A 23,927-nucleotide genomic window follows, 5' to 3' on the forward strand; every position below is an offset into this window, starting at 1 on the left:
TCAGAGAACCGCTTTCGGATAGGAGCCCAGCACTTTGAGCGCTACGGCTTCCTGACTGATCTGCTCCAACACACTTTTGACCAACGGGTCGCGGTGGTGGCCAGCAAAGTCAATGAAGAACACATAGGTCCACTTGCCGCTACGCGATGGACGCGTCTCAATGCGCGTGAGGTCGATGCCATTTTCATGGAATGGCACCAACAACTCATGCAGCGCACCCGGACGGTTGCTCATCGACACGATAATCGAGGTTTTGTCATCCCCGGTCGGCGGCACTTCCTGGTTGCCAATCATCAAGAAACGCGTGGAGTTATCCGGGCGATCTTCGATTTTTTCAGCCAGACGGGTCAGACCGTACAGGCCTGCTGCCATGTCGCCAGCAATCGCTGCGGAGTTCCACTCGCCTTTAACCCGCTTGGCCGCTTCGGCATTGCTCGACACGGCAATCCGCTCAACGTTCGGGTAGTGCGCGTCCAGCCACTTGCGGCACTGGGCCAACGACTGGGCATGCGAATAGATACGGCTAATGCTGTCGGTTTTGGTATTTTCGCCCACCAGCAGGTGGTGGTGGATACGCAGCTCAACTTCGCCGCAGATCACCATGTCGTGTTCAAGGAAGCTGTCCAGCGTGTGGTTAACAGCGCCTTCGGTGGAGTTCTCTACCGGCACCACTCCAAAGTTCACCGCACCCGCCGCCACTTCACGGAACACTTCATCAATCGCAGCCATCGGCTTGCTGATGACCGCGTGACCAAAGTGCTTCATGGCCGCAGCTTGGGTAAAGGTGCCTTCAGGGCCCAGATAAGCCACTTTCAGCGGCTGCTCCAACGCCAGGCATGAAGACATGATTTCGCGGAACAACCGCGCCATCTCTTCGTTGCCCAGCGGCCCCTTGTTGCGTTCCATCACACGCTTAAGCACCTGAGCTTCACGCTCAGGCCGGTAAAAGACCGGCACTTCGCCTTCAGCCAGCGACGCCATCTTGACCCGCGCCACTTCCTGAGCGCAGCGGGCACGCTCACTGATCAACTCCAGAACCTTTTCGTCCAGGCTGTCGATACGCAGGCGCAAGGCCTTGAGTTCTTGCTCGGACATTAGCCGTGTTCCTTCTCGAACTCTGCCATGTAAGCCACCAGCGCATTCACTGCGTTGATGTCCACGGCGTTATAGATCGACGCGCGCATGCCGCCTACCGAGCGGTGGCCTTTGAGGTTCAACAGGCCGCGAGCCTCAGCACCCGCCAGGAATGGCTTGTCTAGACGGTCATCAGCCAGACGGAACGGCACGTTCATCCACGAGCGGTCAGTCTTGTTGATCGGGTTGCTGTACAAGCCACTGGCATCGATGAAGTCGTACAAGGTGCGCTTTTTAACTTCATTGAGCTTGCCGATTGCTTCAACGCCACCCTGCTCTTTCAGCCACTCAAACACCAGGCCAGACAAGTACCAGGCCAGCGTTGGCGGGGTGTTGTACATCGAGCCATTATCGGCGGCGACCTTGTAATCCAGCATGGTCGGGCAGAACGAGCGTGCACGCCCCAGCAGGTCTTCGCGAACGATGTTCACCACGATACCGCTTGGGCCGATGTTCTTCTGCGCGCCAGCGTAGATCATGCCGAAACGGGAAACGTCGACTGGACGCGACAGGATGTCCGAAGACATATCGGCAACCAGCGGAACGTCGCCGGTTTGCGGAATCCAGTCAAACTCCAGACCGCCAATGGTTTCGTTCGGCGCATAGTGAACATAGGCCGCGTCTTTGGACAGGTTCCACTCGTTCTGGCCAGGAATCGCAAAGTAATCGTAGTTCTTGGCGCTGGCAGCCACGTTGATGTGGCCATAGCGTGCAGCTTCTTCGATGGCTTTTTGCGACCAGATACCGGTATCGATGTAATCCGCCGAGCCATTTTCAGGCAGCAGATTCAACGGGATCTGGGCAAATTGCTGGCTTGCGCCGCCTTGCAGAAACAGGACTTTGTAGTTCGAGGGAATAGACAGCAGATCGCGCAGATCCTGCTCAGCCTTGGTTGCAATGGACACGAACTCATCGCTGCGATGGCTCATTTCCATAACCGAGAGGCCCTTGCCATGCCAGTCGAGCAACTCAGACTGGGCACGCAACAGGACGGCTTCAGGAAGCGCAGCAGGACCTGCGCAGAAGTTATAGGCTCGTTTGCTCACATCCACTCTCGCTCTGATTTGGTGGGTCATGCAATAAATCAACAAGAGCTGCACCGCATGGCAAAGCGCCAATCTGTTCTGTGCACACCGGCCTGGCGGCTCAAAAAATCAGTGCTTCGCTACACGTTGCAGCCCCAACACATACAACAAGGGGGCGAATCTTCATCCGCCCCCTGTGTGTCCGCTTATTCCTGCGGTTCTTCTTCGTCAGCGCCACCCTCTAGCGGCTGCTCGTCGTCAACGCCATCCTGGATGGCCTCGCCCTCGAGTTCAACGTCATCGTCGAGTTCTTCGCCTTCCACTTCCGAAGGCTCCTGTACCCGCTCAAGCCCGACCAGCGTTTCATCGCTGGCCAGTTTGATCAAGGTCACGCCCTGGGTGTTACGACCCAGGCTCGACACTTCGTCAACACGCGTACGCACCAACGTACCCTGGTCAGAAATCAGCATGATTTCTTCGCCATCCTGAACCTGGACAGCGCCAACCAGGCGACCGTTACGCTCGTTGCTGACCATGGCAATTACGCCCTGACCGCCACGCTTGTACTCAGGGAACTCGCTAATCGCCGTACGTTTGCCGTAGCCACGCTCGGACGCGGTGAGGATCTGGCTGCCTTCTTCCGGGATCAACATCGAGATCAGCTTTTGACCTTCTGGCAGACGCATGCCGCGAACACCACGGGCCGTACGACCCATCGCACGGACGTCAGACTCTTTAAAGCGAGTCACTTTGCCACCGTCGGAGAACAGCATGACTTCGCGCTCGCCATCAGTGATAGCAGCGCTGATCAGTACGTCGCCTTCGTCCAGCTCCAGGGCGATGAGGCCCACGCTGCGTTGACGGCTGAAAGATTCCAGCGGAGTCTTCTTCACGGTGCCGTTAGCGGTCGCCATGAAGATGAAATGACCTTCGGTGTATTCCTCGACCGGCAACATGGTGGTGATGTATTCACCCTCATCCAGCGGCAGCAGGTTGACCAGCGGACGACCGCGCGCGGCACGGGACGCTTCTGGAATTTCGTAAGTCTTGAGCCAGTACACCTTGCCCTTGCTGGAGAACAGCAACAGCGTGGTGTGGCTGTTGGCTACCAGCAGGTGAGCGATGTAGTCCTCATCCTTCACGCCAGTGGCCGACTTGCCTTTACCGCCACGACGCTGAGCCTGGTACGCAGCCAATGGCTGGGTCTTGGCATAGCCACTGTGGGAAATGGTCACAACGCGCTCTTCTTCCGGAATCATGTCGCCCAGTGTCAGGTCGAGACGATGATCCAGAATTTCGGTACGGCGCACGTCGCCGTAATCCGCACGAATGACTTCCAGCTCTTCGCGGATCACTTCCATCAAGCGCACAGCGCTGTTGAGGATGCGGATCAGCTCGCCGATCTGGTTCAGAATCTCTTGGTACTCAGCCAGCAGCTTCTCGTGCTCAAGACCGGTCAGGCGGTGCAGGCGCAATTCAAGAATGGCCTGAGCCTGCTCTGGCGACAGGAAGTATTTGCCGTCGCGCAGACCATATTGCGGATCCAGGTTTTCGGGGCGGCACGAATCGGCACCGGCACGTTCAACCATCGCCACTACCGCCGTCGACTCCCAAGGGGTGCTGATCAGCGCTTCTTTGGCTTCAGATGGCGTTGGAGACGCTTTGATCAGCGCAATCACCGGGTCGATGTTGGACAGGGCAACGGCCTGACCTTCAAGGATGTGGCCACGTTCACGGGCTTTACGCAGCTCGAAGACGGTACGACGGGTCACCACTTCACGGCGGTGACGCACGAACGCTTCAAGCAGGTCCTTGAGGTTCAGGATGCGCGGACGACCGTCGATCAGGGCAACAATGTTGATCCCGAACACGCTTTGCAGCTGGGTCTGTGCATACAGGTTATTGAGAATAACCTCCGGCACTTCACCGCGACGCAGCTCGATCACAACGCGCATGCCGTCCTTGTCGGACTCGTCACGCAGCTCGGTGATGCCTTCGAGTTTCTTCTCTTTAACCAGTTCAGCGATCTTCTCGATCAGACGCGCTTTGTTCAACTGGTAAGGCAGCTCGGTGATCACGATCTGCTGACGGCCGCCGACCTTGTCGATGTCTTCGATAACCGAACGGGCACGCATGTAAATGCGGCCACGGCCAGTACGATAGGCTTCGATGATGCCGGCACGGCCGTTAATGATTGCCGCCGTCGGGAAGTCCGGGCCCGGGATGAACTGCATCAGTTCGTCGACGCTCAACTCCGGGTTGTCGATCAACGCCAGGCAGCCATCAATGACTTCGCCCAGGTTGTGCGGCGGGATGTTGGTGGCCATGCCCACAGCAATACCGCTGGAGCCGTTGACCAACAAGTTGGGAATACGCGTTGGCATGACCGCCGGGATCAGTTCAGTGCCGTCATAGTTCGGCACCCAATCCACGGTTTCTTTGTGCAAGTCGGCCAGCAGTTCGTGAGCCAACTTGGTCATGCGCACTTCGGTGTATCGCATGGCAGCGGCGTTGTCGCCGTCAACCGAACCGAAGTTACCCTGACCGTCTACCAGCAGGTAGCGCAGGGAGAATGGCTGAGCCATTCGAACGATGGTGTCGTAAACGGCCGTATCACCATGCGGGTGATACTTACCGATAACGTCACCGACCACACGGGCAGATTTCTTGTACGGCTTGTTCCAGTCGTTACTCAGTTCGCTCATCGCAAACAGCACACGCCGGTGCACGGGCTTCAAGCCATCGCGCGCATCAGGCAGTGCCCGGCCGACAATTACGCTCATTGCGTAGTCGAGGTAGGACTGTTTCAGCTCGTCTTCGATATTGACCGGGAGGATTTCTTTGGCCAGTTCGCCCATGAGAAGCCTGATTCCTTTTTCGGGTGAAACTTCGCCACATCCATTCGGGACGAACGAAGCTCGCCGCCGCTGGCCACGTGCCACGCAACGACTTACGACAAATCAACGAGTTAACCTACGGATTTGCGCAGTAAGGGCAACCCTTGCAGGGCACCCCGGAAACCGCCGGATGTTATCACAATTGACGTGCTTCGCAGCTACAAGCTTCAAGCAACAAGCTGCAAGTTCGCAGCCCATAACCCGATTAACGGGATACGCAGCCTTGACTTCAAGCTTGCCGCTTGCAACTTGCCGCTTAACTGCTGCCTTAGTGCAACCGCTTGCGGCACATCAATTGCGCCATTTTGGCAGCGTCCGGGCGCTCAACAATGCCCTTCTCGGTCACGATCACGTCAATCAGGTCTGCCGGGGTCACGTCAAACACCGGATTGAACGCCTGAACATCCGCGCCGACACGCTTGCCGCCCACTTCCAGCAATTCACTGCCGTTACGCTCTTCAATCGGGATGTCTTCGCCGCTGGCCAGGTCCATGTCGATGGTTGAACTCGGCGCAACCACCATAAAGCGCACACCGTGGTGCATGGCATTGACCGCCAACTGGTAGGTGCCGATCTTGTTTGCCACGTCACCATTGGCGGTAATGCGATCAGCGCCGACAATCACCCAGGTCACGCCCTTGGTTTTCATGATGTGGGCTGCAGCCGAGTCCACGTTCAAAATCACCGGGATCCCCTCGTTGGCCAGCTCCCAGGCAGTCAGGCGCGAGCCTTGCAACCACGGCCGGGTTTCATCGGCATACACCTGTTCGATCATGCCCTCGATCCATGCGCCGCGAATGACCCCCAGTGCCGTGCCAAAGCCGCCGGTTGCCAGCGCTCCAGTGTTGCAGTGGGTCAATACGGTCTGGGCATTGCCCTGATGGCGACGGATCACATCGACACCCAACTGCGCCATGGTCAGATTGGCCTCGCGATCGCTCTCATGGATCGCGACGGCTTCGTCTTCAAGCGCCTGCAGCGCATCGGTGTTGTCTTTGCAGCGCTCCAGACGGTCGCGCATACGGTTAAGCGCCCAAAACAGGTTCACCGCGGTCGGTCGCGAGTTCGCCAACAGGGAGAAATCCTGCTCCAGCGCCGCCACCCAGTCACCGCCTGCCGCCTTGCGATCACGCGCCGCCAGCACTACGCCATAGGCCGCCGCAATACCAATCGCCGGGGCGCCACGCACCACCATGTCACGAATGGCCTGAGCAACTCCCTCAGCGTCGGTATAGGCCAGCCAGTTCTCTTCAAAAGGCAAAATGCGCTGATCCAGCAGATGCAGGGCTTCACCCTGCCAATCAATGGCCTTTACCTTTTCAGCGGCCAACAGTCGATCGCGCATGACTTCCCCTATCACCCTGATACAAAACCGCCGATTATAGCGAGCCCGCCCCCAAGACGCTCGGGTATACTTCGCGTCCTTTTTATAATGCACCGGAAGTCATTTTTGATGCCAACCCAGCCCTTGACCTTCGACTTATTGCTGCTCCCCACCTGGCTCGTACCTGTTGAACCCGCCGGGGTCGTACTCAAGGACCATGCTGTGGGCATCCAGGACGGACGCATTGTATTTATGGGACCGCGCCACCTCGCCGAAAAACACACCGCCCTTGAAACCCGCGAACTCCCCGAGATGCTGCTCAGTCCGGGGCTGATCAATGCCCACGGTCACGCGGCAATGACGTTGTTCCGCGGCATGGCCGATGACCTGCCCCTGATGACCTGGCTGGAAAACCATATCTGGCCGGCCGAGGCCAAGTGGGTCGATGAGGCGTTCGTTCGCGACGGTACCGACCTGGCCATAGCCGAGCAGATCAAAGGCGGCATTACCTGCTTCAGTGACATGTATTTTTTCCCCAAGGTCGCCAGCGAGCGCGTGCACAACAGCGGCATCCGCGCACAAATTGCCTTCCCCATTCTGGACTTCCCGATTCCGGGCGCCAGCACCGCAGACGAATCCCTGCGCCAGGCGGTAGAACTGTTTGGCGACTTGAAATACCACCCGCGCATCAAAATCGCGTTCGGCCCGCACGCGCCGTATACCGTCGGTGACGAAAACCTCGAGAAAGTCCGGGTGATTGCCGACGAACTCGATGCTGCCGTGCAAATGCACGTGCACGAGACCGCCTTCGAAGTGCAACAGGCCGTCGAGCACAATGCCGAGCGCCCGGTAGCCCGCCTTGCCCGCCTGGGTTTGCTGGGCCCGCGCTTCCAGGCCGTGCACATGACTCAAATCAACGATGAAGATCTGAGCCTTCTGGTAGAAAGCAACTCCAGCGTGATCCATTGCCCTGAATCCAACCTCAAATTGGCCAGCGGTTTCTGCCCGGTCGAGCGTTTGTGGCAAGCCGGCGTTAATGTCGCGGTTGGCACCGACGGGGCCGCCAGCAATAATGACCTCGATTTGCTCGGTGAAACCCGCACTGCTGCCTTGCTGGCCAAAGCCGTATCCGGCTCGGCCACGGCACTGGACGCTCACCGCGCACTGCGTATGGCAACGCTCAACGGCGCTCGCGCCCTGGGCCAGGAGAGCGAAATCGGCTCGATCGAAGTCGGCAAAGCGGCTGACCTGGTGGCATTCGATTTGAGCGGTCTTGCCCAGCAGCCGGTCTATGACCCCGTCTCACAGCTGATCTACGCCACTGGCCGCGATTGCGTGAAGCACGTATGGGTCGCCGGCAAGCAACTGCTGGATAACGGCCAATTGACGCGCCTGGACGAGCAACAACTGTGCGCCACCGCCAAAGCCTGGGGCGAGCGTATTAACAGCCATACTCATTGATTCCAAGCCTCAGGGCCCCAGCCCTGAGTTTTACCCGGTTTTTTAGCTTTAGAGGATTTACCCATGAGCAACGTCGACCACGCCGAGATCGCCAAATTCGAGGCGCTTGCCCATCGCTGGTGGGACCGCGAAAGCGAGTTCAAGCCGCTGCACGACATCAACCCGCTGCGGGTCAACTGGATTGATGAGCGCGTTCATCTGGCCGGTAAAAAAGTCCTCGATGTGGGCTGCGGCGGCGGCATCCTCAGTGAGTCCATGGCTCAGCGCGGGGCGACTGTTACCGGTATCGACATGGGCGAAGCCCCCCTCGCTGTCGCGCAACTGCACCAGCTCGAGTCCGGCGTCAACGTTGAGTACCGCCAGATCACTGCCGAAGAACTGGCGCTCGAAATGCCGGGCCAGTTCGACGTCGTCACCTGCCTTGAAATGCTCGAACACGTGCCGGATCCAGCGTCTGTCATCCGCGCCTGCTACCAGATGGTTAAACCGGGCGGCCAAGTGTTCTTCTCGACCATCAACCGCAACCCCAAGTCCTACCTGTTCGCGATTATCGGCGCCGAATACGTCCTCAAGCTGATGCCGCGCGGTACCCACGACTTCAAGAAGTTCATTCGCCCTTCCGAGCTGGGCGCCTGGAGCCGCCAGGCAGGCCTGAGCGTCAAGGACATCATCGGCCTGACCTACAACCCGCTGACCAAGCACTACAAACTGGCCAACGATGTAGACGTCAACTACATGATCCAGACCCTTCGCGAGGAGTAATACATGCGTTTAAGAGCAGTTCTTTTTGACATGGACGGCACCCTGCTCGACACCGCGCCGGACTTCATCGCCATCTGCCAGGCCATGCGCGCAGACCGTGACCTGCCGCCCGTTGCCGACAAACTGATTCGCGATGAAATTTCCGGCGGTGCCAAGGCGATGGTTGCCGCGACGTTTGGCATTAGCCCTGAAGCAGACAACTTCGAGGCGCTGCGCCTTGAGTTCCTTGAGCGTTATCAGCGTGACTGTGCAGTCCACAGCAAGCTGTTTGACGGCATGGCCGAGTTGCTGGCCGATATTGAAAAAGCGCATTTGGTGTGGGGCGTTGTCACCAACAAGCCCGTACGCTTCGCCGAGCCGATCATGCAACAGCTTGGGCTGGCCGAGCGCTCCGCCCTGCTGATCTGCCCCGATCACGTGACCAAGAGCAAGCCCGACCCCGAGCCGTTGATTCTGGCCTGCAAGATGCTTGACCTGGACCCGGCCAGCGTACTGTTTGTCGGCGACGACCTGCGTGACATCGAGTCAGGCCGCGATGCCGGGACCAAAACAGCCGCCGTGCGTTATGGCTACATCCACCCCAACGACAACCCTGACCATTGGGGCGCTGACGTGGTGGTCGACCATCCGGCCGAATTGCGCAAAGTCCTGGATAACGCGATGTGCAGTTGCTGAAGCGCGGGCGCTGCACATGTTTCCTGCTTTTTGTTGAGGTGCTTTATGTTTGATTACACCGCCCGCCCCGACCTGCTTCAGGGCCGGATCATCCTGGTCACGGGGGCCGGTCGTGGTATTGGCGCAGCCGCCGCCAAAACCTATGCAGCCCACGGAGCGACCGTGTTGCTGCTCGGCAAGACAGAAGCCAACCTGAGCCAGATCTACGACGACATTGAAGCCGCCGGTTACGCCAAACCGGCGGTCATCCCGTTCAACCTCGAAACCGCCCTGCCGCATCAGTACGACGAACTGGCGGCCATGATTGAAAGCGAGTTCGGGCGCCTGGACGGGCTGCTGCACAACGCTTCGATCATCGGCCCGCGCACGCCGCTGGAGCAACTGAGTGGCGAGAACTTCATGCGCGTGATGCACATCAACGTAAACGCCATGTTTATGCTGACCAGCACGCTGCTGCCGCTGCTCAAACTGTCGCAAGACGCCTCGGTGATCTTCACCTCCAGCAGTGTTGGCCGCAAAGGCCGCGCCTACTGGGGCGCCTATGGCGTGTCCAAGTTCGCCACCGAAGGCCTGATGCAAACCCTGGCCGACGAAGTTGAAAACGTCTCGACGGTACGCTCCAACAGCATCAACCCGGGCGCAACCCGCACCAGCATGCGCGCGCAGGCCTACCCCGCAGAAAACCCGCAGAACAACCCTGAGCCGCAAGACATCATGCCGGTTTACCTGTACCTGATGGGCCCGGACAGCACCGGGATCAATGGGCAGGCGTTCAACGCACAGTAAAAACCCATAAAAAAACCGGAGCCTGCCCAAGCAGCCTCCGGTTTTTTTAGCCCTTCAGGTCGTCATCTACCTACAATCAGGACTCGACCAGCTCGCGCCGCGCACGCACTACCGGCGCCCCCTCAAACTGCAAGCAGCTTTGCAAAAACAGATACTTGTAGTCATAGCTCTTGCAGATCGCTTTACGCAACTCGGTTTTCAGCTCTTCTGAAGGGTTCAACCCCGCCAGCGTGCAAATGATCTCCAGCGCTTCCCACGGGTGCTCATCGTCATACTGCGCGTGCATCTTCAGCCATTTCATGGAGCGCTTGCGCCCTTCTTGCGGAAACGACTCTTCGTAGATGCTTTTTGAGCACACCACAGCGGCCCACTCACCGACTGCGCCTTCGATGGCATAGTTGGTGGCGGCCATCGCCACGGCCAACGAGTCGGTTGCGCAGCTGTGCCAGCACCAGTCGTTGAGCGCCTGAAACTCTGCCGGTATGTCCTGCGCGTTCATGTCTTCAAGGCTTACACCGTGTGCACGCGCCCAATGCACCCAATAGTCGGCATGGTTAAGCTCGACACGAATGTTGCGGATAAGCCAGCGCCGCGCCATGTCCTCACCCGGATGGCGCCCATAACGGGTTTTGCCCAGGTTATGGCCCATGTACAACGAAAACTGCTCGACCACTGGCCAGCCACCGATCAGGAAAACACGCATAGTCTTTTCGCTGAGGGTGTTGTCGCGCATACGTCGGTAAATTTCGTGTTCAACAACCCGGCGTTTGCTCTCGCTACAGTCGCGGATCAATTGCTGAGCCCACTCGGGGTAGCTGGTCGCCTCCATCAGAGGGCCAGTTCGGTTATAGGTCTCGGTCACTATCAGGCTCCTTATGACACGCTGGTTTTGCAAATCCGGAAATGCTTAACGCAACGTGCCCGGCGACTTCAAGGCCAACGGCGCGGGGCGTTTGGGCCGGCACCACAAACTGTCACACGTCAGCACGTGAGGACGTTCAACTGCATATCCCTGCGCATAATCGACACCGATCTCGACCAAAGCCTGCTCAATGTGCGAAGACTCGACGAACTCTGCAATCGTACGCTTACCCATCACGTGCCCAATGTGATTAATCACTTCTACCATAGCCCGATTAATCGGATCATCCAGCATGTCTCTGACGAAACTGCCATCAATCTTCAAAAAGTCCACCGGCAGGTGCTTTAGATAAGCAAACGAAGACATACCCGCGCAGAAGTCATCCAGCGAGAAACGACACCCCAGCGCCTTCAGGTCATTGATAAAGCGAATGGCGCTGCCCAGATTGGCGATGGCGCTGGTTTCAGTGATCTCAAAGCAGATTTGCCCGGGCGAAACGCCATAGCATTCAAACTGTTCGTGCAAGAACGCCAGAAACTCATCATCACCAATGGTTGTGCCCGACAAGTTAATCGCACACATTTCCATTGGGCGCCCGGGGTGCTGAGCCGTGCATTCGGAAATGATCTTGAAGACATTCTCGACCACCCAGCGGTCAATCAACGGCATCAAGCCATAACGTTCGGCGGCCGGGATGAAATGATCAGGCATGATCATGCGTTCATTTTCATCATGCAGACGCAAAAGAATCTCAATGTGACCGCTGTGCTCCTCCACATGCCCCAACGGAACGATTGCCTGGGAGTAGAGGCAAAAGCGGTTTTCTTCCAGCGCCACGTGCAGGCGCTGCACCCAGTTCATTTCACCAAAGCGCAGGGACAGTTCGGAGTCGTCCTCGTGATACACCTGCACCCGGTTCCGGCCTTTCTCCTTGGCCATGTAACAGGCCATGTCGGCAGCCCGCATACAGCCTTCCAGCGTGATCGGGAGTTCGTGAATATGCACCAGGCCAATACTGATGGTGTTGAGGAACGGACGCCCCTTCCAGGCGAAGTGCAGGCTCTGCACTGCATGGCGCAACCCCTCGGCAATTTTCTCAGCCACATCGGCCGGGCAGTTTTCCAGCAAGATGCCGAACTCATCTCCGCCCAGCCGCGCCAGGGTATCGCCTTCACGCAGACCGGATTGCAGCAGCGCACAAATATGGCGCAGAAGCTCGTCACCCGCCGCATGACCGCAGGTGTCATTCACCAGCTTGAATTGGTCCAGATCCAAAAACATCAGCGCGTGCCGACCTTGTTGCCGCGCCAGGTTTTGCAGCACCAGTTCCAGGCGGTATTCAAACTCACGGCGGTTGGCCAGCCCGGTTAGCGCATCATGGGTGGCCTGCCAGGACAGATTGGCGATGTACTGCCGCTCCTGGGTCATGTCATGCAGCACCAACACCGCGCCGCTAAGTTTGCCCGCGTGCAAGATCGGCGCGCCGGTCAGGGTGACCGCTACGGTACTGCCATCCATGCGCTGGATAAACCTGGAGTTCTCATTGTTGCTGCCCAACTGACCGCTGAGCACATGATCAATCAGCTTGAAGCCTTCATCCGGCCTGTTGTCATCCAGGATTTTGAACAGCGCCCCTAAAGGCACGCCCCGGGCCTGTTCAGACTGCCAGTGAGTCAAGTGCTCGGCAGCTGGGTTCATGTACACAATAGCGCCATCAACATCGGTACTGATCACACCATCACCAATGGATTCCAGGGTGATTTGCGCCCGCTCCTTCTCGAGTTGCAGCGCTTCGGCAAATATGCGGCTCTGAACCAGAATCTTGTGGGTGCGCAACAACGCCAGGCAAATCAATCCCAGGGCCACGGCCAGGTTGACCGCTACCAGCAACTTCAAAATAAACCGCGAAGCCTCACCCAAGGCATCGCTGAACGCCTTGGCTGCGGGGGTCACCGCGTCGTTGATGGCATAAATCTGCGCGCGCCATTGCGCGACATCGGCCTCTGACACCTGATTCGTGCTGACCTGGCGGTGTATCTCTTGCGCCAGATTATCGAGCTTGTCCAGATACTCGTCGCCCACGCTCCATTTCGCGATGGCTTTTTCGAGGTAGCTGAAATGTCGGAAATTTTGATAAAGCCAAATCAGCCCATAGACGTCTTCGGGGCGATTGCCGCCTTGCAGAATACCTTCGCGTGCGGCCTGCATATCCGGCTCGGGCTGGTCCAGGGCTACCCGCAGTTTATGGCCGCCCTGAGGCACGCGAATGGCTTGCTGATACTGCGCATAGGTCGCGGGGTCGCGATTATCCGCATACAAGCTCAAGAAATAGATGGCGTCTTTCTGGCCCTTGGACCACAAGCTCTCGCCTGCGACATAGCCCCTTACGGCCGATAGCATGTAGAGACTCATGCAGCCCAATAAAACCTGAAACAGTACAACCGCAATAAAGGGCCAGACAATCCCGAGCAGGTGGGGCGTCCCGAGCGTACGTTTTGGCTTCATGAGTTCCCTTTGCATCACGCAGTCAGATGAAAACCAGAGGAAAAGCCTCAAAGAACTGAGACTAGGCCAACAACCGACATTAGGGATACCTCAGAGTGCTAACTAGCCCTCAAAAAACACATTAAGGGCAAATACGCTGCGCCCTCAACTTTGCTGCAAGTGGCCATACAACTGCGCGTAGAGGCCACCCTCGGCGATCAACTGGTGATGCTCACCGTCTTCGGCAATGCTGCCACCGTCAAACACCAGCACCCGGTCTGCCTGTTTTACCGCAGACAGCCTGTGCGCGATGATCAGCGTCGTGCGCCCGCTCAAAAAAGCGCCTAACGCGTGGTGCAAGTTGTATTCAGTGGCCGCGTCCAGTGCGCTGGTGGCCTCGTCGAGAATCACCACACGGGGCTCGGCCAGAACCATGCGCGCTATCGCCAGGCGCTGGCGCTGACCACCCGACAAACGCACCCCGGAACGCCCAACGATACTGTCCAGACCTTGCGGCAGGGTCATGATGGTGCCATCCAACTGAGCGATTTCCAGAGCGCGCCAGCAGGCTTCGTCCGTGCGCTCACGGCCCATGGTCAAGTTGGCGCGCACCGTGTCGTTGAACAGCGCCGGATGTTGCAACACCACCGCCACATGCTCGCGAATGGCCTCAAGGCCAATATCGGACTGGCGCACACCGCCAAACGAAATACTCCCGGACTGTGGCGTGTACAGCCCCAGCAGCAATTGCACCAAAGTGCTTTTACCACCGCCGCTGGTGCCGACAATCGCTACTTTCTCGCCAGGAGCGATGCTCAGATTGAGCGTGTCCAGCACCCGCTCTTCGCCGTAACTGAAGCTCAGGTCGCGGATATCGATGCCGACTGTTTCACGCCCGGCAAACGGATCAACGCCGCCCGGATAGTGAGGTTCATCCTCACGCGCCAGCAACTGGTTGATGCGTGTCACCGCGCCGTCCGCCGCGTAAAAAGCGTATTGCAGGTTCAGCAACTGCTCGACCGGGCCGATCATGAACCAGAGATAACTGAATACCGCCAGCATTTGCCCGATCGACAGGTCAGAGAACAGCACCGTCAACATCGCGGCCGCGCGGAAAATATCGATGCCGAACTGGAACAACAACCCGCTGGCCCGGTTCGAAGCGTCGGTTTTCCACTGCGAGTTGGCAGCAAAATCCCTGACTTCACGGGCACGCTGCTGTAAGCGACCGAGGAAAAAGCCCTGACGATTGCCTGCTCGTACTTCCTGGATTGAATCCAGGGTTTCGGTCAGCGCCTGGGTGAAACGCCCAGTGCTGTCGTTTTCGAGCTTTTTCAAATGTTTGACGCGTTTGCCCAGTTGCACCGTGGCGTAGATCACCAACGGGTTAAACAACAGGATCAGCAGCGCCAACTGCCAGTTCATCCACAGCAGAATCGCCGAGGTGCCGATCAAGGTGAGCATGGCCACCAAAAACCGGCTGAGGGTTTCGCCGACAAACTTGTCGAGGGTATCGAGGTCGGTGACTAAATGCGTGGTCACCGTGCCGCTGCCCAGGCTCTCGTACTCCGCCAGCGAGATGCGCTTCAAGCGCTCAATCAAGCGCACCCGGATACGGAACACGATGTCTTTGGCCAGCCGTGAAAACAGCCGCGATTGCAGGACGTTAAACAACAATGCGCCAACGCGCAGCAGCAACGTCACTACCAGCATCAGGCCGATGTAGCCCACCGAACTCTGCCAGGCGACTGGCAACCAGTGGTTCATGACTTTCAGGGCCGCGTCGCCATGCCCCAGCAGCACTTCGTCCACCAACAGCGGCAGCAGCAACGGAATCGGCACACTGCACAGCGTGGCCAGCACAGCCACACCATTGGCAATCCACAGGGCTTTTTTATGCCGCAGGGCCAGACGGCGAATGTCAGCCCAGCCCAACCGGTCTGGCGTGCGGGCAGTTGACGGTTTAGCCAGGGGATCAAGCACTCGTGGCACGATCCAGCCAGCGGCCGAGCAATTCAGACAACGGCTCAAGCGGTTGATAGCCATTGGTCAGCAAGGCTAATTGACCATTACACTCGGCCAGCAACGTCGGGAACCCGGCAATGCCCAAGTCCTGTACCCAGGTAAAGTCCGCAGCCGTCGCCGCCTGTTGCTCGACGCTGTCAAAGGCCGCCGCAAACTCAGCCCGTGGCAACCCGGCCTGCTCGGCCAACTCAACCAAAACACTGCTTTGCGTGACATCCCGGCCTTCAGCGTAAAACGCCTGCTGGATAAGCTTGAGCAAGCACCAGGTTTTCTGCGGTGCCAGGGCGCGTGCTGCCACTATCGCCCGGCAAGCGGGCTCGCAGTCGTAAACAAAACCCTCGGGCAAGGCTCCCTCAAAGTTGAACGGTTGCCCGGTGGCGTCAGCCACGGCCTGCCAATGCTCAAGGATGTAGCGTCGGGTCGAAGGCTCAAGCGCCGCACTGTTGCCGGTGCGCAAACCACCCACCACCAGGTGCAGTTCCACACCTGCGGCTTGCGCCTGCTCGATCAGAGCGTGCGCGACAGGCGCAAAACCCCAACACCATGAACACATCGGGTCCATCACATAGAGCAGGCGCGCAGACATATCAGGCCTCGGCAGATTTACGGTAGTTATGACCAATCGGGTGCGGCTGATTGCGGGCCTTGGCCAGTTCAATCTGCTTTTGACGATCTATCGCGCTGCGACGGGTTTTCTCGCTCAGCTTGTCCCAGCAATGCGGGCAACTAATACCCGGCTGGTAGTGCTCGGACTCACGATCTGCAGCGTTGATCGGCGTGCGGCAAGCGTGGCACTGATCGTACTCGCCTTCGCTCAGGTCGTGACGCACCGTGACGCGGTTATCAAATACAAAGCAGTCACCTTCCCACTTGGACTCTTCCTGCGGCACCTCTTCGAGGTACTTCAGAATGCCGCCCTTGAGGTGATACACCTCATCAAACCCTTGGCTGAGCATATAGCTCGAGGCTTTTTCACAGCGAATGCCGCCGGTGCAGAACATCGCGACTTTTTTGTGCACAGCCGGGTCGAAGTTGGCTTTGATGTAGTCAGGGAACTCACGAAAGCTCGTGGTTTTAGGGTCGATGGCGCCTTCAAAGGTGCCAATCGAGACTTCGTAATCGTTACGGGTGTCAATCAGCAACACTTCTGGGTCGCTGATCAAGGCGTTCCAGTTTTCGGGGTCGACATAGGTACCGACTTTTTTGTTCGGGTCTACGCCTTCAACGCCGAGGGTGACGATCTCTTTTTTCAGCTTGACCTTGGTCCGGTAGAACGGCTGGTCATCGCAGTAGGATTCTTTGTGGTCAATATCGACCATGCGCGGGTCAGTCTTGAGCCATGCCAGCAGGCCGTCAATGCCTTCACGGCTACCGGAAACGGTGCCATTGATACCTTCTTCGGCGATCAGCAAAGTGCCTTTGATGCCGTTATCCACCATTGCCTTGAGCAACGGTTCACGCAGTTCAACGTAGTCTTGCAGGGTGACAAATTTATACAGTGCAGCAACAACAATTGGCGCGGTCATCGTGAATCTCTCCAGGTGGCTACCCTCGCAAAGGGTGAACCGGATGCAAAAAAAACGCGCCGACTAAGCGGCGCGTTGCGGATTCTAGCAAAAACGTGTGTTAGTGCCCACCGCCAGCGCAGGTCGGCGAGGCCGGGGCTGCGTCGATTTTCGCCCATTCTTCAGGCGTGTACGTGTGCAGTGCCAACGCATGGAACTCACCCATCAGGTCACCCAGGGTGGCGTAAACCTTTTGGTGACGCTTGACACGGTTGAGCCCGTCGAACTGCTCGCTGACCACCACTGCCTTGAAGTGAGTCTGCAACCCACGGCTGTGCATGTGGCTCTCATCCAGCACGCTCAAATGCTCGGGTTGCAACGCGCTCAGCGTCGTTTCAATACGTTGTTGCATGCTCATTCAGACTCCGCTTACTTCTTTTTGGCCGGGGCCGGTGCAGCCGGTACCAGTTCGTTGGTCATGTCTTCCAACAACTTGTTGACCACAGGCACGGCGCTTTCCAGCTTGGCCTGAGTCATCTGGGCAGACTGTTGAGTCAGTTGCGGCATTTTTTCCAGCACTTTCTTGCCCAATGGCGACTGGTAGAACTTCACCAGGTCATTAAGCTCGGACTCGCTGAAGTTGGCGGTGTACAGCTTGACCATGTCCGGCTTCAGCTTGTCCCAGCCAATGGCTTGGTCCAGGGCAGTGTTGGCTTTGGCCTGGTAGGTTTCCAGCAAGGCTTTTTTCGCAGCCGGCGCTTTGGTTTGTTCAAAGCGTTGAGCAAACATTTGCTGCACTTGCATGTACACCGGCGTCCCCAGTTTGTCGGCGTGTGCCAGCTTGAGGAACGTTTCAGCACTGGCAGCGTGGCTGGCAGCATCGGCGAATACCTGGCCGCTGGCGCATACCAGAGCAACTGCAGTACAGATGGCGCGAAGACGAGTCATCGAGTTTCCTTTATCTAGCAAGCGAGGTCGTACCCCAGGGGCCACTATTCTGCGCCTAACAAAGTGTGTCACTCAACCCCGAGACTGATAGCGGTTCTCAACAATCCGACAAAAACCAATAAAACTAAAGTTTGAACTCCTATAGGCGATTGAGCGCCTAAGCTCACTGATCAACCTTTAGGAGAAACGACCTGATGAGCCGCATCGAAACCGACAGCCTGGGTGAAGTGAACGTACCGGATGAGGCCTATTGGGGCGCTCAGACTCAGCGCTCGCTGATCAACTTTGCCATCGGCAACGAAAAAATGCCGCTGGCCGTACTGCATGCCCTGGTGCTGATCAAAAAAGCCGCGGCCCGCGTCAACGACCGCAACGGCGACTTGCCAGCCGACATCGCGCGCCTGATTGAACAGGCGGCCGACGAAGTGCTCGGCGGCCAGCACGATGATCAATTCCCCTTGGTGGTCTGGCAAACCGGCAGTGGCACCCAAAGCAACATGAACGCCAACGAAGTGATTGCCGGGCGCGCCAACGAACTGGCCGGCAAAGGCCGTGGCGGCAAATCGCCAGTACATCCGAACGACCACGTCAACCGCTCGCAAAGCTCCAACGACTGCTTCCCGACGGCCATGCACATTGCGGCGGCCAAGGCGGTGCATGAGCACCTGCTGCCGGCGATCAGTGAGTTGTCCGGCGGGCTGGCCGAATTGTCGGCGCGCCACATGAAACTGGTTAAAACCGGTCGCACCCACATGATGGACGCGACCCCCATTACGTTCGGCCAAGAGCTGTCGGCTTACATCGCGCAACTGGATTACGCAGACAAAGCCATTCGCTCAGCCCTGCCGGCCGTTTGCGAACTGGCTCAGGGCGGCACCGCCGTGGGCACCGGGCTGAATGCGCCACACGGCTTTGCCGAAGCCATTGCCGCCGAACTTGCCGCCCTGTCGGGCCTGCCGTTTGTCACCGCCCCCAATAAATTTGCCGCGCTGGCCGGGCATGAGCCGCTGACCACCTTGTCGGGCGCCCTGAAAACCCTGGCCGTTACCTTGATGAAACTGGCCAATGACTTCCGCCTGCTGGGTTCCGGCCCACGCGCAGGGCTGGCCGAAATCAAACTGCCGGCTAACGAACCGGGCAGCTCGATCATGCCGGGCAAGGTCAACCCGACCCAATGCGAAGCGTTGTCGATGCTCGCCTGTCAGGTGCTGGGCAATGACGTGGCGATTGGCTTTGCCGCCAGCCAGGGGCATTTGCAGCTCAACGTGTACAAGCCGGTGATCATTCATAACTTGCTGCAGTCGATCAAACTGCTGGCCGACGGTTGCAGCAACTTCAATGAACACTGCGTGACCGGGCTTGAGCCGGACGCGGGCAAAATGGCCGAGCACCTGGAGCGCGGCCTGATGCTGGTGACTGCACTCAACCCCCATATCGGCTACGACAAGTCGGCGCAAATCGCCAAAAAAGCCTATGCCGAAGGGTTGACCTTGCGCGAAGCGGCGCTGGAGTTGCGTTACCTGACCGACGAAGAATTCAACGAGTGGGTACGCCCGGAAAATATGCTCAGCCCCGGCAAGCATTAAAAACAAACGCCATAACCCCGTAGGAGGGGCCGCCCCGTCTTCGACGCCGCGCTGTCGCGCAGCAAACAGGACAGCGAGTATCTTCAGCATCCCCCAATCGGTTCCCTCTCCTTCGGGAGAGGGCTAGGGTGAGGGGGCTCTTGATTTTTTGTACATATCCGTTGCTGCGGCAACGGCCACTTAGGGTTCCGCCCTTACGGCGCGTCACTTTGAAAGCGCAAAGTAACCAAACGCTTTTTGCCCCAACCCCTCGGTGCCTCGCTGAGGCTCGGCATGCCCTCACCACAGGCATTGCTCCGTGGGCCCGCCGCGATCGGCCATCCCTGGCCGTGTCGCGGCTAACCCGGCGTCCTGCCGGGTTACCCTCTGCGCAACACCTGCGTTCGGCCAGCGTGGTTTAACGGGGCCTCTAAGATCAAGATCAAAAGCCAGATCAAGATCAAAAGATCGCGAGACAAGCTCGCTCCTACAGGGTCTTTAGAATCAATAACTTATTTTGTGTTTGATAAGAGGGGCCGCAGGCTGCGATCTTTTGATGTTAAAGGTCAAAAGATCGCAGCCTGCGGCAGCTCCTACAGATCGTATGAAATCGAATTCAGGAGGCGTAGCGCGGCTCAACGCCTAGATACGAATCATGGCCTTGCCCTTCTTGACGTGTTTGTCGCTTTTGGCAAAGGCGGCTTCCAGCGCTTCGTTGATGGTGCGCAACACTTTGACCCGTGCACAGCGTTTGTCATTGGCCGCTACCAGTGTCCAGGGCGAAATCTCCGTGCTGGTGCGGTCAACCATGTCGCACACAGCGGTGCGGTACAGGTCCCACTTCTCGCGATTGCGCCAGTCTTCTTCAGTGATTTTAAAACGCTTGAACGGGATTGTTTCCCGCTCCTGAAAACGCTCCAGTTGCGTGTCTTTATCAATCGCTAACCAGAACTTGACGACGATCACCCCCGAGTTTTTCAGTTGTTCTTCGAAATCATTGATTTCGCCGTAGGCGCGCATCCAGTCGGCCTGGGTGCAAAAATCCTCGACCCGCTCTACCAGCACCCGCCCATACCACGAGCGGTCAAAGATGGTGAATTTGCCGCGCCCCGGGATCTGTCGCCAAAAGCGCCAGAGGTAAGGTTGTGCGCGCTCGTCCTGCGACGGCGCAGCAATCGGCACGATGTTGTATTGACGCGGGTCGAGTGCCGCCGCAACGCGGCGAATGGCACCGCCCTTGCCCGCTGCATCGTTGCCCTCGAACACCGTAATCAAGGCATGACGACGCATGCGCTTGTCACGCATCAGGCCCGATAGCCGTGCCTGTTCGGTGACCAGTTGCTCTTTATAGTCATCCTTCTCCAGCACCTGGGTCATGTCCAGGCAGTCGAGCAGGCTCAACCCATCTCGGCTTTCTGGCAGCAACGGCACGTTGATCGAACGCGGGCGTGCTTTGGGCGCGCTTAACGCGGCTTGCAGCCCTTCGAGTAAAATCTTGCCCACGGTCAGGCCGCGGTAGTGCGGGTCTACACCCTCAACGATGTGCCAGGGCGCGTAATCACGGCTGGTGCGACGCAGTACACGTTCGCCGTAACGCACAAACTTGTCGTAGGTTTTGGATTGCTGCCAGTCCAGCGGGCTGATTCGCCAGCTGTGCAGCGGGTCATCCTTCAAAGCTTTGAGCCGTGCTTTCATTTGTTTTTTGGACAAGTGAAACCAGAATTTGAAAATGACCGCGCCTTCGTCACAGAGCATGCGCTCCAGGCGCTCGGCCCCGGTAATCGCTTGATCCAGCACCGCGTCCTTGATCACCCCGTGCACCCGGGCCTGGAGCATCTGGCTGTACCAATTGCCGAAAAACACGCCCATGCGGCCTTTGGCCGGCAAATGACGCCAGTAACGCCACGCCGGCGGACGCGCCAGTTCTTCGTCCGATTGCTGATCAAAGGTACGCACCTCAATCAGCCGCGGGTCCATCCATTCACTCAGCAGCTTGACTGTTTCACCCTTGCCGGCGCCCTCGATGCCGTTGATCAGCACAATCACCGCTGCGCGCTTTTGCTGATGCAAGTCGTACTGTGCCTCAAGCAAAGCCTCGCGTAGGGCAGGAACTTCTCTGTCGTAGGTTTCTTTGTCGACGCAATGACCGATTTCTGCAGATTCGAACATGGAAAGCTCCCTGGCAAGATGCCACAAGCCTAGACGATTGATGCCTGCGCGTAACAACAAAACGCATAAAACTGTCATCAATCCGTCGTGCTGTGGCCGATCGGCTAGAATGGCCGCCTTGCCGATGCAGAGCCTCACATGACCATTGAAATGCCCAATGCCCAGCTCGACTGGGATGACCAGGGTCGCCCCCATTCGCGACTGTTTGACGACGTGTATTTTTCAGACAAGTCCGGCCTTGAAGAAACCCGTTACGTCTTTATTGAACAGAATGCCTTGCGCGAGCGCTTCAGCGCCTTGCCCGCAAACGCGCATTTTGTGATTGGTGAAACCGGCTTCGGGACCGGCCTCAACTTTCTCTGTGCGTGGCAACTGTTCGACGAAACGGCGCACCCTGAGGCCCGGCTGCATTTCATCAGTGCCGAAAAATACCCGCTGACCCGCGATGACCTGCAACGCGCCCTCGCTCTCTGGCCAGAGCTGGCGCACTACAGCGAGCAACTGCTGGCCAGCTATTGGGCCATCCATCCGGGGTTCCAAATCCTCAGCCTGGTCAATGGCCGGGTCACGCTCACGCTGCTGATCGGCGATGCGCTGGAGCAACTGCCACAGCTCGATGCGCAGATCGACGCGTGGTTTCTGGACGGCTTCGCCCCCGCGAAAAACCCGGACATGTGGACGCCCGAACTGTTCGCACAACTGGCCCGTTTGGCCGCTCCCGAGTCCACCCTCAGCACCTTTACCAGCACCGGCTGGGTACGCCGCGCGCTGAATGAGGCCGGGTTTAAAATGCGCCGCACGCCGGGTATCGGCCATAAGTGGGAGATCCTGCGCGGGGTCTTTCTCGGCTTGCCAGAAACCGCTTTGCCCGGCGCCACGGTCAAACCCTGGTTCGCTCGCCCACCACAGATCAGCGGCCCGCGCACCGCGCTGGTGATCGGCGGTGGATTGTCGGGTTGCGCCAGCGCCAACAGCCTGGCCAAGCGCGGCTGGAAAGTGCTGCTGCTGGAGCGTCACGAACGCTTGGCCAAAGAAGCCTCCGGCAACCCACAAGGGGTGTTGTACCTCAAGCTGTCCGCCCACGGCACGGCACTGTCGCAAATGATCGTCTGTGGCTTTGGCTACACCCGCCGCGTGCTCGAGCACTTGCAGCGCGGACGCGACTGGGATGATTGCGGCGTGTTGCAACTGGGCTTCAATGCCAAAGAGGCCGAGCGTCAGGAGCAACTGGCCGCTGCCTTCCCGCCCGCGCTGGTGCACGTGCTGGATCAACCCCAGGCACAAGCCTTGGCAGGTATAGACCTGGCCCATGGCGGGCTTTTTTACCCGGAAGGCGGCTGGGTGCATCCGCCCGCTTTATGCCAGTTTCAGACGCTGCACCCCAACGTCAGCGTCTTGACCCTCCATGATGTGCTGCAACTCAATAAAGTGCAGGGCCAATGGCAGGCATGCCAGGGTGAACAGGTACTGGCCAGCGCACCTGTGGTGATTCTGGCCGGGGCGGCCGAGGTCAAACGCTTCCCGGCCAGCAGCGGTTTGCCGCTCAAACGCATTCGCGGGCAAATCACCCAACTGCTCGAAACCCCGCAAAGCGCAGTACTTAAAACCGTGGTCTGCGCCGAAGGTTATGTGGCGCCGGGGCGTTTGGGCGAGCACACGGTGGGCGCCAGCTTCGATTTTCACAACGAAGACCTGACCACCACACCTGAAGGCCATCAGGGCAATCTGGATTTGCTGGAAGAAATTTCGCCTGACCTGGTACAGCGTCTCGGCGAAGCAAACCTCAACCCGCAGACCTTGCAAGGCTGGGCCGCGTTTCGTTGCACTAGCCCCGACTACCTGCCGATTGTCGGGCCGCTGGCCGATCCAGAAGCATTCAGCCAGGCCTATGCCGTGCTCAGCAAGGACGCCCGGCAGGTGCCCGATACCCAATGCCCGTGGCTTGACGGTTTGTACGTCAACAGCGGCCATGGCTCACGCGGTTTGATCACTGCACCGCTATCTGGCGAACTGCTTGCCGCCTGGATCAACGACGAACCCCTGCCTCTGCCCCGCCCGGTCGCAGAAGCTTGCCACCCTAACCGTTTTGCCGTGCGCGCCCTGGTGCGCAGGCTTTAAAACCGGCCTTCAATCCGGCAGTGCGCCCCCGCGCTGCCGGGGCCAACCGCCCCTTGCGTAGACCCGATCCGCGCCGCGAACAAGCACCGTTGGTAAATTTTATTGAACGATCCAGACCACGATCACTCGATAAAACACGGTCATTCATCGCGGCGCGCGGCATTTTTATCGCCTGTGCGTCGCTTGG

General features: G+C 58.3%; 18 protein-coding genes. 6 read left to right on the plus strand and 12 right to left on the minus strand.

Annotated features, from left to right (window positions below; genetic code table 11):
- The 4 genes from pheA to mtnA all read right to left on the minus strand — a co-directional run bounded on the left by pheA (position 1) and on the right by mtnA (position 6,401).
- A complete protein-coding gene (gene pheA, locus TU84_RS07935) occupies positions 1-1,095 on the minus strand; it encodes a prephenate dehydratase (protein ID WP_048368510.1) in 1,095 nt (364 codons plus the stop codon).
- Positions 1,095-2,180, minus strand: a complete 1,086-nt coding sequence (gene serC / locus TU84_RS07940) for a 3-phosphoserine/phosphohydroxythreonine transaminase (protein WP_048368794.1) — start codon at positions 2,178-2,180, stop codon at positions 1,095-1,097. Before serC ends, pheA begins: the two co-directional genes overlap by 1 nt.
- A 185-nt stretch (positions 2,181-2,365) precedes the next feature.
- Positions 2,366-5,017: a DNA gyrase subunit A gene (gyrA, locus tag TU84_RS07945; RefSeq protein ID WP_048368511.1), complete on the minus strand. Its 2,652-nt coding sequence runs from the start codon at positions 5,015-5,017 to the stop codon at positions 2,366-2,368.
- Positions 5,018-5,324: 307 nt separating this feature from the next.
- Entirely contained in the window at positions 5,325-6,401 is a 1,077-nt protein-coding gene (gene mtnA / locus TU84_RS07950) for an S-methyl-5-thioribose-1-phosphate isomerase (protein WP_048368512.1), read from the minus strand.
- Between the two features lie 108 nt (positions 6,402-6,509).
- Here mtnA and TU84_RS07955 point away from each other — a divergent pair, with 108 nt between their 5' ends.
- The 4 genes from TU84_RS07955 to TU84_RS07970 all read left to right on the plus strand — a co-directional run bounded on the left by TU84_RS07955 (position 6,510) and on the right by TU84_RS07970 (position 10,064).
- On the plus strand, positions 6,510-7,841 hold the full coding sequence (locus tag TU84_RS07955) for a TRZ/ATZ family hydrolase (RefSeq protein WP_048368513.1): 1,332 nt from the start codon (positions 6,510-6,512) through the stop codon (positions 7,839-7,841).
- Positions 7,842-7,904: 63 nt separating this feature from the next.
- Positions 7,905-8,603 (plus strand): bifunctional 2-polyprenyl-6-hydroxyphenol methylase/3-demethylubiquinol 3-O-methyltransferase UbiG, encoded by a 699-nt coding sequence (gene ubiG / locus TU84_RS07960; RefSeq protein WP_048368514.1) that lies wholly within the window; start codon positions 7,905-7,907, stop codon positions 8,601-8,603.
- 3 nt (positions 8,604-8,606) lie between these two features.
- On the plus strand, positions 8,607-9,278 hold the full coding sequence (mupP, locus tag TU84_RS07965; RefSeq protein ID WP_048368515.1) for an N-acetylmuramic acid 6-phosphate phosphatase MupP: 672 nt from the start codon (positions 8,607-8,609) through the stop codon (positions 9,276-9,278).
- Positions 9,279-9,323: 45 nt separating this feature from the next.
- A complete protein-coding gene (locus tag TU84_RS07970; RefSeq protein WP_048368516.1) occupies positions 9,324-10,064 on the plus strand; it encodes a YciK family oxidoreductase in 741 nt (246 codons plus the stop codon).
- A 76-nt stretch (positions 10,065-10,140) separates the two neighbouring features.
- Here TU84_RS07970 and TU84_RS07975 read toward each other — a convergent pair whose 3' ends face one another.
- The 7 genes from TU84_RS07975 to TU84_RS08005 form a co-directional block, all read right to left on the minus strand.
- A complete protein-coding gene (locus TU84_RS07975) occupies positions 10,141-10,926 on the minus strand; it encodes a TenA family transcriptional regulator (protein ID WP_048368517.1) in 786 nt (261 codons plus the stop codon).
- Positions 10,927-10,971: 45 nt separating this feature from the next.
- Positions 10,972-13,431, minus strand: coding sequence for an EAL domain-containing protein (locus TU84_RS07980; protein ID WP_048368518.1), 2,460 nt, complete (start codon positions 13,429-13,431; stop codon positions 10,972-10,974).
- A gap of 144 nt (positions 13,432-13,575) precedes the next feature.
- Entirely contained in the window at positions 13,576-15,393 is a 1,818-nt protein-coding gene (locus TU84_RS07985; RefSeq protein ID WP_048368519.1) for an ABC transporter ATP-binding protein, read from the minus strand.
- Positions 15,386-16,021, minus strand: coding sequence for a DsbA family protein (locus TU84_RS07990; protein WP_048368520.1), 636 nt, complete (start codon positions 16,019-16,021; stop codon positions 15,386-15,388). Before TU84_RS07990 ends, TU84_RS07985 begins: the two co-directional genes overlap by 8 nt.
- Before the next feature lies 1 nt (position 16,022).
- On the minus strand, positions 16,023-16,961 hold the full coding sequence (gene trhO / locus TU84_RS07995) for an oxygen-dependent tRNA uridine(34) hydroxylase TrhO (protein WP_048368521.1): 939 nt from the start codon (positions 16,959-16,961) through the stop codon (positions 16,023-16,025).
- Positions 16,962-17,061: 100 nt separating this feature from the next.
- Positions 17,062-17,358 carry a BolA family protein gene (locus TU84_RS08000; RefSeq protein ID WP_048368522.1) on the minus strand — a complete coding sequence of 99 codons (297 nt, stop codon included), beginning with the start codon at positions 17,356-17,358 and terminating at the stop codon, positions 17,062-17,064.
- Positions 17,359-17,369: 11 nt separating this feature from the next.
- Entirely contained in the window at positions 17,370-17,888 is a 519-nt protein-coding gene (locus tag TU84_RS08005) for a DUF2059 domain-containing protein (RefSeq protein ID WP_048368523.1), read from the minus strand.
- A 194-nt stretch (positions 17,889-18,082) separates the two neighbouring features.
- On the opposite strand from TU84_RS08005, the gene TU84_RS08010 reads away from it, so the two are divergent.
- Positions 18,083-19,474 (plus strand): class II fumarate hydratase, encoded by a 1,392-nt coding sequence (locus TU84_RS08010; protein ID WP_048368524.1) that lies wholly within the window; start codon positions 18,083-18,085, stop codon positions 19,472-19,474.
- A 621-nt stretch (positions 19,475-20,095) separates the two neighbouring features.
- On the opposite strand, the gene pap is transcribed toward TU84_RS08010, so the two are convergent.
- A complete protein-coding gene (gene pap / locus TU84_RS08015) occupies positions 20,096-21,622 on the minus strand; it encodes a polyphosphate:AMP phosphotransferase (RefSeq protein ID WP_048368525.1) in 1,527 nt (508 codons plus the stop codon).
- A gap of 138 nt (positions 21,623-21,760) precedes the next feature.
- Here pap and mnmC point away from each other — a divergent pair, with 138 nt between their 5' ends.
- Positions 21,761-23,740: a bifunctional tRNA (5-methylaminomethyl-2-thiouridine)(34)-methyltransferase MnmD/FAD-dependent 5-carboxymethylaminomethyl-2-thiouridine(34) oxidoreductase MnmC gene (mnmC, locus tag TU84_RS08020; RefSeq protein ID WP_048368526.1), complete on the plus strand. Its 1,980-nt coding sequence runs from the start codon at positions 21,761-21,763 to the stop codon at positions 23,738-23,740.
- Positions 23,741-23,927 lie beyond the last annotated feature (187 nt).

It is taken from the genome of Pseudomonas helleri, from assembly GCF_001043025.1.
GTDB lineage: Bacteria > Pseudomonadota > Gammaproteobacteria > Pseudomonadales > Pseudomonadaceae > Aquipseudomonas > Aquipseudomonas helleri.

Coding starts and splice junctions, on each gene's coding strand:
- TU84_RS07955 (WP_048368513.1), top strand. CDS start 6,510: ATGCCAACCCAGCCCTTGACCTTCGACTTATTGCTGCTCCCCACCTGG.
- mnmC (WP_048368526.1), top strand. CDS start 21,761: ATGACCATTGAAATGCCCAATGCCCAGCTCGACTGGGATGACCAGGGT.
- trhO (WP_048368521.1), bottom strand. CDS start 16,961: ATGACCGCGCCAATTGTTGTTGCTGCACTGTATAAATTTGTCACCCTG.
- TU84_RS08005 (WP_048368523.1), bottom strand. CDS start 17,888: ATGACTCGTCTTCGCGCCATCTGTACTGCAGTTGCTCTGGTATGCGCC.
- TU84_RS07970 (WP_048368516.1), top strand. CDS start 9,324: ATGTTTGATTACACCGCCCGCCCCGACCTGCTTCAGGGCCGGATCATC.
- mtnA (WP_048368512.1), bottom strand. CDS start 6,401: ATGCGCGATCGACTGTTGGCCGCTGAAAAGGTAAAGGCCATTGATTGG.
- TU84_RS08010 (WP_048368524.1), top strand. CDS start 18,083: ATGAGCCGCATCGAAACCGACAGCCTGGGTGAAGTGAACGTACCGGAT.
- TU84_RS08000 (WP_048368522.1), bottom strand. CDS start 17,358: ATGAGCATGCAACAACGTATTGAAACGACGCTGAGCGCGTTGCAACCC.
- gyrA (WP_048368511.1), bottom strand. CDS start 5,017: ATGGGCGAACTGGCCAAAGAAATCCTCCCGGTCAATATCGAAGACGAG.
- mupP (WP_048368515.1), top strand. CDS start 8,607: ATGCGTTTAAGAGCAGTTCTTTTTGACATGGACGGCACCCTGCTCGAC.
- TU84_RS07980 (WP_048368518.1), bottom strand. CDS start 13,431: ATGAAGCCAAAACGTACGCTCGGGACGCCCCACCTGCTCGGGATTGTC.
- pap (WP_048368525.1), bottom strand. CDS start 21,622: ATGTTCGAATCTGCAGAAATCGGTCATTGCGTCGACAAAGAAACCTAC.
- ubiG (WP_048368514.1), top strand. CDS start 7,905: ATGAGCAACGTCGACCACGCCGAGATCGCCAAATTCGAGGCGCTTGCC.
- TU84_RS07990 (WP_048368520.1), bottom strand. CDS start 16,021: ATGTCTGCGCGCCTGCTCTATGTGATGGACCCGATGTGTTCATGGTGT.
- pheA (WP_048368510.1), bottom strand. CDS start 1,095: ATGTCCGAGCAAGAACTCAAGGCCTTGCGCCTGCGTATCGACAGCCTG.